10 protein-coding genes and 1 pseudogene are annotated in these 13,315 nt (G+C 64.4%); 9 read left to right on the forward strand and 2 right to left on the reverse strand.

Annotated features, from left to right (window positions below; all coding sequences use genetic code 11):
• The first annotated feature begins 10 nt into the window (after positions 1-10).
• From H162_RS0104630 to H162_RS0104655, 6 genes are all read left to right on the forward strand, one after another.
• On the forward strand, positions 11-628 hold the full coding sequence (locus H162_RS0104630) for a type II secretion system protein (RefSeq protein WP_020652282.1): 618 nt from the start codon (positions 11-13) through the stop codon (positions 626-628).
• Positions 625-1,059: a PilV family protein gene (locus H162_RS0104635; protein WP_026354223.1), complete on the forward strand. Its 435-nt coding sequence runs from the start codon at positions 625-627 to the stop codon at positions 1,057-1,059. The genes H162_RS0104630 and H162_RS0104635 overlap by 4 nt, the downstream gene beginning before the upstream one ends.
• The gene (locus H162_RS0104640) at positions 1,056-2,246 is read left to right on the forward strand and encodes a PilW family protein (protein WP_020652284.1); all 1,191 of its coding nucleotides are present in this window, start codon (positions 1,056-1,058) and stop codon (positions 2,244-2,246) included. Before H162_RS0104635 ends, H162_RS0104640 begins: the two co-directional genes overlap by 4 nt.
• Positions 2,243-2,842, forward strand: a complete 600-nt coding sequence (locus tag H162_RS0104645) for a pilus assembly PilX family protein (protein WP_020652285.1) — start codon at positions 2,243-2,245, stop codon at positions 2,840-2,842. The genes H162_RS0104640 and H162_RS0104645 overlap by 4 nt, the downstream gene beginning before the upstream one ends.
• A 31-nt stretch (positions 2,843-2,873) precedes the next feature.
• The gene (locus H162_RS0104650; RefSeq protein WP_020652286.1) at positions 2,874-7,502 is read left to right on the forward strand and encodes a pilus assembly protein; all 4,629 of its coding nucleotides are present in this window, start codon (positions 2,874-2,876) and stop codon (positions 7,500-7,502) included.
• 133 nt (positions 7,503-7,635) lie between these two features.
• Positions 7,636-9,300: a peptide chain release factor 3 gene (locus H162_RS0104655; RefSeq protein WP_020652287.1), complete on the forward strand. Its 1,665-nt coding sequence runs from the start codon at positions 7,636-7,638 to the stop codon at positions 9,298-9,300.
• Positions 9,301-9,697: 397 nt separating this feature from the next.
• On the opposite strand, the gene H162_RS0104660 is transcribed toward H162_RS0104655, so the two are convergent.
• Complete coding sequence (locus tag H162_RS0104660; protein WP_020652288.1) at positions 9,698-10,243, reverse strand: GNAT family N-acetyltransferase; 546 nt, start codon at positions 10,241-10,243, stop codon at positions 9,698-9,700.
• 330 nt (positions 10,244-10,573) lie between these two features.
• Between H162_RS0104660 and H162_RS35705 the strand changes: the two genes are divergently transcribed.
• The 3 genes from H162_RS35705 to H162_RS34695 all read left to right on the forward strand — a co-directional run bounded on the left by H162_RS35705 (position 10,574) and on the right by H162_RS34695 (position 12,944).
• Positions 10,574-10,924: an antibiotic biosynthesis monooxygenase family protein gene (locus tag H162_RS35705; RefSeq protein WP_084676932.1), complete on the forward strand. Its 351-nt coding sequence runs from the start codon at positions 10,574-10,576 to the stop codon at positions 10,922-10,924.
• Between the two features lie 213 nt (positions 10,925-11,137).
• Positions 11,138-12,064: a putative molybdenum carrier protein gene (locus tag H162_RS33070; RefSeq protein WP_084676933.1), complete on the forward strand. Its 927-nt coding sequence runs from the start codon at positions 11,138-11,140 to the stop codon at positions 12,062-12,064.
• Positions 12,065-12,470: 406 nt separating this feature from the next.
• Positions 12,471-12,944 (forward strand): hypothetical protein, encoded by a 474-nt coding sequence (locus H162_RS34695; protein WP_020652289.1) that lies wholly within the window; start codon positions 12,471-12,473, stop codon positions 12,942-12,944.
• A 12-nt stretch (positions 12,945-12,956) separates the two neighbouring features.
• Here the strand turns inward: H162_RS34695 and H162_RS33075 are convergent.
• Positions 12,957-13,162 (reverse strand): annotated as a pseudogene (locus H162_RS33075) (IS5/IS1182 family transposase); the annotation flags it as partial.
• Positions 13,163-13,315 lie beyond the last annotated feature (153 nt).

Raw genomic sequence — 13,315 nt, forward strand, 5'->3', positions numbered from 1 at the left:
CACACCGGGCATGCGGGCCGCGGGCGGTTTCACGGTCGTCGAGGCGATGATCGCGCTGGTGGTGCTGGCGATCCTGCTGGCGGTCGGCGTCCCCAACCTCACGGGCTGGCTGTCGGCGACCAAGGCCGCCGGCGCCACCCAGTTCTATACCGAGGCGTATGCGGTGGCGCGCGCCCAGGCGCTGTCGCACAATAGCCTGAGCCGCGTGGTCTTCACGCGCAACGCGGGGAACGGCCAGCTCGACTGGCAGGTCGACATCTGCTTCGAGGAAGCCGGCCTGCCGTGCGATCCCGGCAGCGCACGCTGGTCGACCGTCGACGAGATCGCCGAGGACGATCCCGAAGGGGAGACCGGTTTCCGCTCGGTGCGGCGCAGCGCCGCCGCGCTGCCCGGCACCGGCGTGCTGACCGTGACCCCGGCCGTGAACGGCGCCAGCTCCGTGTATTTCACTGCGCTCGGCTGGGTCGACAGCGCCCGCGCGCTGCCGCTCACCCGGCTCGACCTCGAACCGGCCGACGGCCACGATGCCGGCTTCCAGGCCTCCAGCATCGTGCTGACCCTGGCGGGCGTGGCGAGCAGGTGCAAGCCGGACGCCGAGGCCGGCGACTCGCGCAGGTGCCCCCAATGAGGCGCCGTCCCATGACCATCCGGCGCCAGGGCGGCATCGCGCTGCTCGAAGCCCTGCTGGCGGCCGTGATCCTGGCGATCGGCCTGCTCGGCACCATCGGCCTGCAGGCCCGTTCCTACTCGGCGCTGTCGGAAGCCGGCATGCGGGCCGAGGCGACCATCGCGGTCAACCAGCTGCTCGGCATGATGAACACCGACCTGGCCAACCTGGACGACTACGCCGTCGCCAAGGGCGCCCAGCCGGACGAGAAGCTGGCCACCTGGCTCGAGGACACGCGCGCGCGCATCCCGGGCGCCGAGGTCACCGTCACGCTCGCCCGGGCGGGCGGCACCACCCGCACCGCCGTGACCATCGCGATCGGCTGGCAGCGCAGCGCCGCGAGCCAGCGCAACACCCATCGCGTGACGGCCTACCTGGCGGAGTCGACATGAAGCGTGGTCCCATCCTGAATTCCCGCGCCGCCGGTTTCTCGCTGGTCGAGCTGATGGTCAGCGTCGTCATCGGCCTGCTGGCGGTGCTGTTCGCCACCCGCATCATGACCGGTTCCGAGCAGACCAAGGACGCGGCCCTGGGCAGCTCCGACTCGATGCAGAACGGGATGCTGGCGATGTTCTCGATCAGCGCCGACGCCGAGCAGGCCGGCTATGGCCTGAACGACCCCCTGATCAACGGCTGCGACACCCGGATGACCGATGCCAACGGCTACCAGCTGGCCCCGGCGCAGCGCGGCGGCGTCGCGGTGCGTCCGCTGGCGCCGGCCGTCATCGAGCCGGGCGGCGCCGGGTCCGACCGCGTGACCCTGTATGCCGGCAGCGCGTCCAGCGGCACCGCCACCCTGCGCCTGACCGCCGACTACATCGGCGGCACCCGCATCGACGTCGACCGCGTGCCGTTCGGCTTCCGGCGCGGCGACGTCATCGCCGTGGTGCCGGAAAAGACCACCGGGGCCGGCTGCGCGCTGGCCCAGATCTCGAACACGCCGGAAGACCTGCCCGGTCCGCCGGCGCTGCAGTACCTGATGATCGGCGGCGCCGGCCTGCGCTACAACAGCGGCTCGCTCGGCGCCGCGTTCACCGGCGGCGCCGCGCGCCTGTTCAACCTGGGCCCCGAGGCCGGCCTGGCCTTCCATACCTGGTCGGTCGAGGACGGCTACCTGCGCCTGCGCGCCACCAACATGGCCGGCGCCGGCGCGGCTTCGCAGGCGGTGGCGGACAACATCGTGTCGCTGAAGGCCCAGTACGGCTTCGACACGCGCGCCGAGGCGGACTTCGTGCCGGAAGAGGGCGTGCAGGTGGGGCGCTGGTCGTCCGACATGCTCGACGCCGACGGCGATGGCGTGTCCGGCGGCGCGGGCGACTACCAGCGCATCGCGGCCCTGCGCATCGCCGTGGTGGCGCGCGCCAGGAATCCCGAGCGTCCCGACGCCAAGGGAGCCTGCAGCGCGACGCTCGAGCAGCCGACGGTGTTCGCCAGCGAACAGCCGCAGGGCGTGGCGGCGGCGCCGGTGGAGGTCGAGGTCGAGGTGGAGGACGATCCAATCGCCTGGAGCTGCTACCGCTACCGCGTTTTCGAAACCATCGTCCCGCTGCGTAACGCGGGCTGGAGGCCGTCCGCATGATCCGACCATCCCTGCGCCGCCAGCGCGGCATCGCGCTGCCCGTCATGCTCATCATGATGCTGGTGATGCTGGTGACCAGCATCTACCTGCTCAAGTCGAGCAATTCGACCACCCTGTCCGCATCCAACCTGGCCTATGACGCCTCGCTCAGCCGCGCGGTCGACCTCGGCCTGCATACCGGCTTCCAGTGGCTGAGCGAGACCGCGACGACCAACCGCAGCCTGCTCAACACGGCGCAGCAGGACGCGGGCTACAACGCGGTGATGGTCCCGCAATACACCCCGCGCGACGGGGACTTCTGGACCAACTCGCGCACCATCGCCGACCCTTCCGATCCCGCCGGGCGCCAGATCGAGTACGTGATCCACCGCCTGTGCCGGGCCGAACTGGCCTACGACGACAAGAAGAACGCCTGCGTCCAGACCGCCGCGAACACGGCGAAGCTGGGCACCACCATCGGCATCGGCGAGAGCCTGGCCTCGGATGCGCCGGCCTTTGCCGGCACCCCGCAGGTGCATTACGTGATCACCGCCCGGATCGTCGGCGTCCGCGGCGGCAACGTGGTCAACCAGCTGGTCGTCCTGATCGGCGCCTGACCCGAATGATTGATTGTTCAACGGAGAGCGCATGAATCGCATCCTCATTTCCTTCGCCCTGGCGCTGGCGGCGCTTCCAGCCTGGGCCGACCCGACCAGCATTTCCCAGCTGCCGCTGCTGAACATCACCGGCAGCGGCACGGTCAAGCCCAACCTGATGCTCCTGTTCGATAACTCGGGCTCGATGGCCAGCGCCTTCACGCCCGACTACGTCGACGACACCGGCACCTGCCGCTCGCGCGCGACCCTGGAGGGCGGCACCCGCGGCTGCCGCCCGGGCGATCCGCCCTTCAACAGCGGCGACTTCAACCGCCAGTACTACAACCCGAAGGTGCGCTACAGCCCGCCCGTGCGGGCCGACGGCAGTTCGTTCCCGAACCTGAACCGCGGCGCGACCACCAACTGGACCTCGGTCACGACCGACGGCTTCGGCGTGAACGACAGCGACCTGCTCGGCAACGACGTCAAGAACACCAACCTGGTGACCGGCTTCCCCGACCTGCGCTGGTGCGACGGCAACGGCGCGTGCGGCTACAACACCACCGGCTACGTCTACCCGACCAACGAGCGCTACTCGCCGCAGAGCTTCACGGCCAATCCCTACTACTACAGCATCAACGTCGCCGAGTACTGCACCGACGCCAGCTTGCGCACCTGCGTCTCGACCGCGGTCAACGCGCCGGCGCCGGCCGGCTATCCGGAGCCGGCCCGGGTGCGCTGGTGCGATTCGCGCAAGCTCGACAACTGCCAGGCCAAGTACGTCGGCGACTTCAAGTATCCGCGCTACGGCGACCCGAACCGGGTCGGCGAATGGTACGGCACCATCGTGATCGGCCAGTCGAGCACCTCGAATGCGACGACGATCAACAGCGTGAAGGCGGTCGGCACCGCGGGCACGTTTACCATCACCAACGGCGCGGTGCAGGCGGCCAGCGGCACCAATACCGCGACCAGGCAGGCCGCGCTGGCCAATGCGCTGGCGGCATCGATCATCGCCAGGACCGGCCTGGCCCGGCCGTTCACCGCCTGCGTGCGCACCCCGACCTTGTCCAGCGTGCCGGCCTGCTCGAGCTTCGGCATCACCCTGAGCGCGACCAACGTGGTCGCCGTGGTCCCGATCAGCTGCGAGGCGCCTACCTCGACCAAGACGAATGCCACCTGCGTGCCGGTGAAGGATGGCGCGCGCGCCGGCGACGACCTGGTGGTGACCTCGGGTTCCACCACGACCGCGCTGCTGACCATCGAGGGCAGCACCAACAGCAGCAAGACCCAGGAACTGGGCGGCATAACGCTCGGCACGACCCAGCTGTTCTCGAGCAAGCTGGCGCTGGCGCGCGGCGTGACCGCCAGCAAGGTGGCGATCGCGATCCGCGACAAGATCGGCACCAAGGAAACCATCACCGCCTACCTGGGCGGGAATGCGGTGTCGCCGATCTGCGCCGCCGCCACCAGCAACGACAGCGAACGGGCCACCGTCTGCCTGGTGAACACCAATCTCGACAGCGAAGGGCAGAACATCGCGCTCGGTTCGCTCAGCAACAACGGCAGCAAGTCGACCTACCTGGACTTCAGCGTCAGCGTCGCCGTCAGCGACGGCGTTCCCACCGCCACCACCGCCATGGGCGCCTCGGTATTCGTGCGCACCGACATCGTGCCGGCCCGCGACAGCTATCCGAAGGATCCGAGCCGCAGCGACTGCGCCGGGTCGACCTGCACCTACGACGAGGAGATGACCAACTTCGCCAACTGGCACGGCTACTACAAGACCCGCAACCAGATGATGAAGACCGCGGTGGGCCAGGCTTTCCAGCCGATCACCGACAACTACAACGTCGGCCTGGTGTCGCTGTCCACCGCCGCCGCCGAGGGCACGATGAACCGCCCGAAACCGTTCTCGGGCACCAACCGCTCGGACTGGTACACCTCGCTGTACGCGATGAACGGCAGCCAGTCGACCCCGATCCGCCAGGCCCTGCATGCGATCGGCAAGATGTACGCCAACCTGTCGCCGTACAACTACGCGAAGGGCTCGGAAGTGGTGCAGTATCCCTGCCAGCAGAACTTCACCTTCGTGACCACCGACGGCTACTGGAACGGCAATGCCGCCGCCGATGTCGTCAACAACGACAACCGCGAGAACGCCGGCCGCTTCTGCCTGCGCTCGACCGGCTGCGTCGACACCAGCACGCAGAGCGCGAACTCGCTGGCCGACGTGGCGCTGTACTGGTACAACGGCGGCGCGAGCGACAAGACCACCTCGCTGCGGCCGACGCTGGAGGACTGGACCAAGCCCGGCGTGGTGCCCGCCGCCTCGGGCGAGAACACCCGCCTGCACATGAAGACCTACGCGCTCGGCCTGGGCGTGGACGGGGTCATGAACTACGAGGCGAACTACGACACCGCGCCCTCGCAGACCGGCGACTTCTACAAGCTGGTGACCGGCATGACCACGGGCTGCCCATGGAACAATGGCGGCGCCTATGTCTGGCCCGACCCGAAGACGGGCGACAACAGCGGTTCGGCCGCCTACCAGTCGCGCGTGGACGACCTCTGGCATGCCGCCATCAACGGCCACGGCAAGTACTTCTCGGCCTCGGACCCGCGCCAGGTGGTGGACGGCCTGCGCTCGGCGCTGTCGAACATCGAAGTCAAGGTCGGCGCCGCGGCGGCCGCGGCGACCTCCACGCCCAACATCTCGCAGCAGGACAACGACATCTTCTCGGCCACCTTCACCACCGTGAAGTGGTACGGCGAACTGGCCAACCGCAAGATCGACACCGTGACCGGCGAGGTGAGCACGACCGACACCTGGAACTCGTCGCGCAAGGTGGGCGGCAAGGTGGCGGCCGGCAGCGATACCCGCGTCATCAAGATGCTCGACACCGCGACCGGCGGCCTGAAGGACTTCCTCTACGAGGACCTGAGCACCGCCGAGCGGGCGTGGTTCGACAACAAGTGCGGCGCGCTGGCCCAGTGCTCCAACCTGTCGGCGGCCAACCAGGCCATCGTCAACCGCGGCGAGACCATCGTCAACTGGCTGCGCGGCCACCAGCAGTACGCCAACGACACGGTGCTGCGCACCTATACGCGCACCGATCCCGAGAAATCGGGCCCGGAAGGTCCGCTGCCGATCGTGCTGGGCGATATCGCCTCGTCCAAGCCGGCCTACCTGCGCGATCCGCGCAAGAGCTACCACCGCGAGGGCTACAACGACTACAAGGTCGAGAACGAGGATCGCCCGGGCACGGTGTTCGCGGCCGCCAACGACGGCATGCTGCATGCGTTCGACGCCAGCACCGGCGAGGAACTGTGGGCCTACGCGCCGCGCATCACGATGAAGAAGCTGCACAAGCAGGCCGGCACGACCTACGGCACCAGCCACCAGTTCACCACCGACGGCTCGCCCGAGCTGGCCGACGTCCAGATCAACGGCGTCTGGAAGACGGTCCTGGTGGCCGGCCTGAACGGGGGCGGGCGCGGCTACTATGCGCTCGACGTGACCGATCCGCACGATCCGAAGGCGCTGTGGGAACTGTGCGCCGACCCGGCGGTGTGCAGCGGCGCCAACCTCGAGCCGCAGATCGGTTACTCGTTCGGCAACCCGCAGTTCGGCATCGTGAAGGATGGCGCCGGCACCGAGCGCTGGGTGGTGTTCCTGACCTCGGGCTACAACAACATCCCGGGCACCGACGGCGTGGCGGGCGGCGACGGCAGGGGCTACCTGTTCGTGGTCGACGTGGCGACCGGACGTGTGCTCGACCGTAACCTGGCCCCGGTGGCCGCCGGCAGCACGCCGACCCTGGTCACGACCGGCGCGGGCGACACCGCCACGCCGTCCGGCCTGGCCAGGATCACGGCCATCACGGTCAACCCGAATACCGATCCGCTGGTGACCTATGTCTACGGCGGCGACAACCAGGGCCAGATGTGGCGCTTCGACTTCACCACCAAGGGCAAGGTAGAGGTCCTGAAGATGGGCGACGCCGGCGCCGGCCAGCCGATCACCACCCGTCCCGACGTGGCCCTGTGCCAGGTCGACACCGTGGTCGACGGCGAGACCGAGCCCTCGGCCCAGCGCGTGGTCGTGTTCGGATCCGGCCGCCTGCTCGACCTGCCCGATGTCAGCGCCACCGCGATGCAGAGCGCCTACGTGCTGAAGGACAGCGGCAAGACCATCGGCGTGGCGGACTGGCGCAATGCGTCGGCGATGGCCAAGCGCCAGCTTGCCAAGCTCGAGAACAACGGCCGCGACGAGTTCACCATCTCCGGCGCCGCGGTCGACCTGTCGACCCAGGCCGGCTGGTTCGTCGACTTCGACCGCAATGCCGGCGAGCGCATCAACCTGGATCCGAAGATCGTGTCCGGCACCCTGAGCATGGTCACCAACCTGCCGAGCTCCTCGTCGGCCTGCTCGGTGGGCGGTACCAGCAATGTCTACCAGCTCGACGTCTGCAACGGCCGCGCGGTGCTCGACAACGGCCTGGCCGGCCATACGCTGTCGAACAACTCGGCCGCGGTCGGCTTCATCATCGTGCGCCTGCCCTCGGGCGCCCTGAAGATGATCACCACCACCGCCGACGGCAAGACCATCACGTCCGAGGTCAAGCCGGCCAAGACCCAGGAGGCGCGCCGCGCCGGCTGGCGCCGGGTGCGCAACTGATGCGCCGTCGTTGAGCCGCCGCCGGGCAGTGCGGGCGCTCCGGCGCCCGCACACGCCATTCTGTTCACACGGAGTGGCGCGGAAACGGTAAAATCGAGGGTTTTCTTCCGAGGGCCGCTTGAAGGGCTCGACTATGGCCAACGACACCGATATCTCCGCCGCGGACGGCACGTCCGACCCCGGCACCACCACCAGCCGCGAGGCCGGCGCGATCGTGCGCGAAGTCGCGCGCCGCCGTACCTTCGGCATCATTTCCCACCCGGACGCCGGCAAGACCACGCTGACCGAGAAGCTGCTGCTGTTCTCGGGCGCGATCCAGCTCGCCGGCACCGTCAAGGGCCGCAAGAGCGGCCGCCACGCGACCTCGGACTGGATGGACATCGAGAAGCAGCGCGGCATCTCGGTCGCCAGCTCGGTGATGCAGTTCGAGTTCCGCGACCACGTGGTCAACCTGCTCGACACCCCTGGCCACCAGGATTTCTCGGAAGACACCTACCGGGTGCTGACCGCGGTCGACTCGGCGCTGATGGTGATCGACGCCGCCAAGGGCGTGGAAGAGCAGACCATCAAGCTGCTCGACGTGTGCCGCATGCGCGCCACCCCGATCGTGACCTTCATGAACAAGATGGACCGCGAAACCCGCGATCCGCTCGAGCTGCTCGACGAGGTCGAGTCGGTGCTGAAGATCGAATGCGCGCCGGTGACCTGGCCGATCGGCATGGGCAAGAACTTCCGCGGTGTCTACCACCTGCTGAAGGACGAGATCATGCTGTTCAAGGCGGGCGAGGAAAAGGCCGACGGCGCCTTCGAGATCGTCAAGGGCATCGACAACCCGAAGCTGGCCGAGATGTTCCCGATGGAGATCGAGCAGCTCAAGCTCGAGGTCGAGCTGGTGCACGGCGCCTCGCATCCCTTCGACCTGGAGCGCTTCCTGTCGGGCGTGCAGACCCCGGTGTTCTTCGGTTCGGCGATCAACAACTTCGGCGTGCGCGAGATCCTGTCGGCCCTGGTCGACTGGGCGCCGGCGCCGCGCGAGCGCGACGCCACCGTGCGCGCGGTCAAGCCCGAGGAACAGCCGTTCACCGGCTTCGTCTTCAAGATCCAGGCCAACATGGACCCGGCCCACCGCGACCGCATCGCCTTCCTGCGCGTGTGCTCGGGACGTTTCGAAAAAGGCATGAAGGTCAAGCACCTGCGCCTGGGCCGCGAGGTCAAGCTGTCCTCGGTGGTCACCTTCATGGCGTCCTCGCGCGAACAGGTCGAAGAGGCCTACGCGGGCGACATCATCGGCCTGCCGAACCATGGCAACATGCAGATCGGCGACAGTTTCAGCGAAGGTGAAATGCTGAGCTTTACCGGCATCCCGTACTTCGCGCCTGAGCTGTTCCGCACGGTGCGCATCCGTAATCCGCTGAAGATGAAGCAGCTGCAGAAGGGCTTGCAGCAGCTGGGCGAAGAGGGCGCGGTACAGGTGTTCAAGCCGGTGCTGGGCAGTGAACTGATCCTGGGCGCGGTCGGCGTGCTGCAGTTCGAAGTCGTGGCCAGCCGCCTGCTCAACGAATACGGCGTGGACGCGGTATTCGAAGGCGCCAGCATCAGCAGCGCGCGCTGGGTGTCGAGCGACGACAAGAAGGCCTTGTCCGACTTCGAGAACGCGCTCGGCCACAACGTCGCCTACGACGCGGCCGGCAACATGGCCTACCTGGCCACCTCCGGCGTCAACCTGCGCCTGACCCAGGAACGCTGGCCGAAGCTGACCTTCCATGCGACCCGCGAGCACGCGGCCAAGCTGGGCTGAGGCCAAGCCGGCGGGCGAGGGGCTGACTGATCGGGCTCGCGGGAGCGCCGGCCCATTTTCACACGTCGGACCCACAACTCAAGCATGTCATTACCGCTCCTGGCGGTAATGACATGCTGAGGACGGGGGAACGGTGCCACTGCCATCGTTCCCGCACGTTTGCATGAACTTCGCCTTCGTTCGACGTATTGCTGCGCTGAGACCTGGTACGCCTGACGACACCTCCACTTGCCTCGAGAGAAGCATCCGCTCTTCACCGCGCCTGGGGACGGGGCCGCTTTCGGGCCAGGACCGGTCGTTAATGGAGCTGCTTGTTGGGTCAACAGGCTCAGGGCTGTACTCCGGTTACTGACGCAAACTTTAGGACCAGTAAGAACGGGCGTGGATGGCTTGCTTGTTATCTGATTGTCTTGCGCATCAGCATAAGGGGCACCGCCACCTGTCCGCCCCCGAGCGACAGGCTTAGGTCGTGAACGGGCACGAAACCATGTGCCGTGTACAGCGGTACGCCCGGCATGGTAGCCGTTAGTTCGAGTGAAGTGAAACCTGCCGCCATCGCGTGCTCGGTGCAGTGCTGCATGAGCATCGAGCCAAGACCCAGGCGTTCCATTCCCGGATCGACAAAAAAGGCGCGGATCTTCGCCGGCTCGGTGGCTGGGTCGAGAAGGCGGTCCGGTGCGACCTTGTGCTTGTCGCCGCCGTAGGGCGTCGAACGCTTGCTCCAACCACCGCAAGCGACGATGCGCGTTTCGTCTTCGATGGCGAAGTAGGTGCCATCTCGAATGAGCTGGGTATCGACGCCAAACACATCGCGCGTTACCGCGTGCGCCTGCTCAGGCGTGTAAAAGCCGGCTGACAGTCCGATACCGGAACGTTCGATCAGCTTTTGCAGCGCGGGTATGTCGGCCGCAGTGGCGGCGCGTATCTTGAAATAAATCCGCATCGGACCATTCTACAAGCATTGACTTGATCGTCTCGGCCAGTACCGTCGGCTCTCGCACGGCGTCGTCGCGTTTCTACGGGCCGCGTCCGGAGCGCTGAACCAAGATGTCTTGAGGTGGGCGTGTGCAATGGCTCGGTTCCTGGCTGTCGTGATACTCCGTAACCTTTTCAGCTCTACAAGATGTTATGCTGCGTCGCATGACCGAGATCGGCCAGAAGCGGTCCTTCGCGGCTGTAAACATAGCAAGGGGCCCTGCTGCCTGAACTATCAACGGCAAGCCGGTATCCACTTCCGACCGGCAGGGTTCGGCCACAAACCCGACAGGATGTTATGCACGCGATTTACTTTAAGTGGAAAGTAGCCTCTGGTCGTGAACGAGACTTCGAGCACGCCTGGCTGGAACTCACCGGACTTATACGCGATGAGCGAGGCGGTCTAGGATCGCGTTTGCATCGGTGCGCCGACGGCCACTATTTTGCGTATGCCCAGTGGCCGTCCGAGCTCTTCTGGGCTACACAACCCGAGCCTACTGCACGCATGGTCGAGCTGCGAAACCAGATGCGTGAATTCGCTGAACTCGTAGATGGCCCACTTCGGGGTGACGTCGTTGCCGACCTCCTGATATCAGTAACTCCCGACCAAGGGGAACAGGCTGGCGATAGCATTGACAGGCCCGAGTGACCGGCTTGGGTCGATTCCGGTCGGTTGACACGAGCCGTGGTTTTCCGTCTTTGCAGGATGCTATCTGTCCTCATGCCGGTGGGCGATTTCGGCCATTCCCTGCCGTTCGACAACTTCCTGTGGTAATAGTTGATTTAGCAATGCGTCTGTGACAGCATACGCTGACTTCACCCTTAAAGTTCGTGCGCCAGTGTGACGTTTGGGGGAACCAAAATGCGCAGCATTCGTAAGATCGTTTCAGGTGGTCAGACAGGGGCCGACTTGGCGGCGTGGGACGTTGCACGTGAGTTTGCTATCCCATTTGGCGGATATGTGCCTGCCGGGCGTACCAACGAGAATGGCCGAATTCCATCTGAATACGAATCCCTGCAAGAGACAGCGTCATCAGAAACTGTGGAGCGAACGAAGAGGAACGTAGAAGTTTCCGATGCGACCTTGATAATTTGCCGTAACGAACCTGTCGGGGGAACACTTACGACGTTAGAACATTGTAAAAATACCAGGAAGCCGGCTTTTGTGGCGGATCTTGCGAGGGGCATAACTGACGATTGGGTGCGGTGCATCGGATTGTGGCTTGACGAAATGAAACCCAACATTCTCAATGTTGCAGGACCACGTCATTCTGAAGATCCGGAGATTTATTCGCTTACACGAGAACTCCTTTGTCGCGTAATGAAGGACAGAACCGTATCCCGAAACGATCTAAATGATCTCCTTCGTTATGTCCATTCAGACATTAAGAGCGACTTTAGACATTGGGACGTGATTCGTTGGCAAATTCCTTCATGGTATGTCGCGTTGCTTATTGGTGGACTTGCACTCGCACCGGGACCCATAAAGGACGCTCCCTGGGCCGCATTTCTTGTTATTGGTGTGTTCGGGCTTCTTTGTAACCTTCTCGCATTCCGGACCGCACAGTACCACTCGGACCAGATGAAACGATTTCATAACTTATGTGTGGAGATTGAAGCTGACGAATTGGTTGAGCGCGAACTAAGCGCCAAGCTGCCGTTTTCTCTAGAGCGACCAGGAATTTTCTTTACCGCAACGTTCTGGTTTCATATCTTCGTCTTTATTACGGCTGTCGGATGTCTATGGTTAGCGGTTCTTAGGTACGTCACCAACGGTGCTGCCCGATAATCAACCATTGAAATCGTTCCGGACAATACCTCGCATACCTCGGTTATTTGAAGTCATGCCGGGGGGCGGCCGCTGAATAAATTTGCGCTGGCCGTCCGGATTGGAGTGACCGGCAAAGGCTTCTCGACGTTCACTGAGGCGGGCATGGCAGAGTATTTGCGAGCAGACGGAAGGTATCTTTACTCATCCACAAGCGCAGATAATCGTACATATCCATCAATAATGTTGTAAATGCTAATTGCTTCGACATCGGGATTCATTCAAACGTAAGCGCAGCAACCGCCCGGGCATTGGGCGAACATCTGGCGCAAATGTTGCGCTCGACGATCTCGGCCAGGGTTACTGCCGAGTCGACATGTGATGACTCACGAATCGCCGACGTAGCAGCGACTTGGGAACGTCCGGTATGGGTCAGTTCCTGCCCTTCGTGACAGTCTGCGATTTTTCGGCGTCGACGACCTGCTATGCTGAGCTCAACGGCTGGGTTCGGCCATCTACAGCCAATATCTACGCATTGGCCGCCATGAACAACACTCTTCGAAAACTGAGTCTTCTTGGACTACCCCCAATTTTGGCAATCACGCTGGCACTCATGTCGGCGCATGTCGAGCGCTTAGGCCCCGACATGGTCTCATATGGGAATCTGTGTGGAGCAACCGCCTCTGATCCCTGCTACAAGCCCGCATTGAAGGGCGGCTTCCCGGTTGCGTACTTGTTCGATGCTCCAGGGGTCTCTAGGGAGCGTCAGCTTGCCTTTGGCGAAGATAAGCTGCACGCAGGCGCCCTAGTCGCCAACATTGCCGTGTATTTCGCCATCTTGATGCTTATTGTGGGGGCCGTCTGGCGTCGCCGGTCGGTGGCCGAGCTGGACGCTGAATGACCGCAATGGGTTGAGCTCGAGAAGTACAGCTGGATGGTAGTCCGGCCGGCCTGTTTTCGCTGGATGGACACTCTCGAAACCGAGGCCCGTGAGATCAAGCTCTCCTACAAAAAGGCATCGATCACACGGACTGGGTTGTCTTCGGCCACGTAGTCGTCCAAATGCTCGGGAAGTAAGGTCCCCTGTCCGCGATCTTCGCCTTCAACAAAGCGCTTCATTTGGCACCCCAGTGATGAGATACTTTCCAACGTTTACCGGACCGGTTTCGTTTACATCGGCCTACGTTTTACACGGCTTGGGCCAAGAGCAGTCATGGAATTCCTACGATCATCCCCTCATTACGGTAAAAACTCCTGAGACTGAAGGATTGC

The organism is Massilia niastensis DSM 21313, assembly GCF_000382345.1.
Taxonomy (GTDB): Bacteria; Pseudomonadota; Gammaproteobacteria; order Burkholderiales; family Burkholderiaceae_D; genus Telluria; species Telluria niastensis.

Coding starts and splice junctions, on each gene's coding strand:
- H162_RS0104630 (WP_020652282.1), top strand. CDS start 11: ATGCGGGCCGCGGGCGGTTTCACGGTCGTCGAGGCGATGATCGCGCTG.
- H162_RS0104635 (WP_026354223.1), top strand. CDS start 625: ATGAGGCGCCGTCCCATGACCATCCGGCGCCAGGGCGGCATCGCGCTG.
- H162_RS0104640 (WP_020652284.1), top strand. CDS start 1,056: ATGAAGCGTGGTCCCATCCTGAATTCCCGCGCCGCCGGTTTCTCGCTG.
- H162_RS0104645 (WP_020652285.1), top strand. CDS start 2,243: ATGATCCGACCATCCCTGCGCCGCCAGCGCGGCATCGCGCTGCCCGTC.
- H162_RS0104650 (WP_020652286.1), top strand. CDS start 2,874: ATGAATCGCATCCTCATTTCCTTCGCCCTGGCGCTGGCGGCGCTTCCA.
- H162_RS0104655 (WP_020652287.1), top strand. CDS start 7,636: ATGGCCAACGACACCGATATCTCCGCCGCGGACGGCACGTCCGACCCC.
- H162_RS0104660 (WP_020652288.1), bottom strand. CDS start 10,243: ATGCGGATTTATTTCAAGATACGCGCCGCCACTGCGGCCGACATACCC.
- H162_RS35705 (WP_084676932.1), top strand. CDS start 10,574: ATGCACGCGATTTACTTTAAGTGGAAAGTAGCCTCTGGTCGTGAACGA.
- H162_RS33070 (WP_084676933.1), top strand. CDS start 11,138: ATGCGCAGCATTCGTAAGATCGTTTCAGGTGGTCAGACAGGGGCCGAC.
- H162_RS34695 (WP_020652289.1), top strand. CDS start 12,471: ATGGGTCAGTTCCTGCCCTTCGTGACAGTCTGCGATTTTTCGGCGTCG.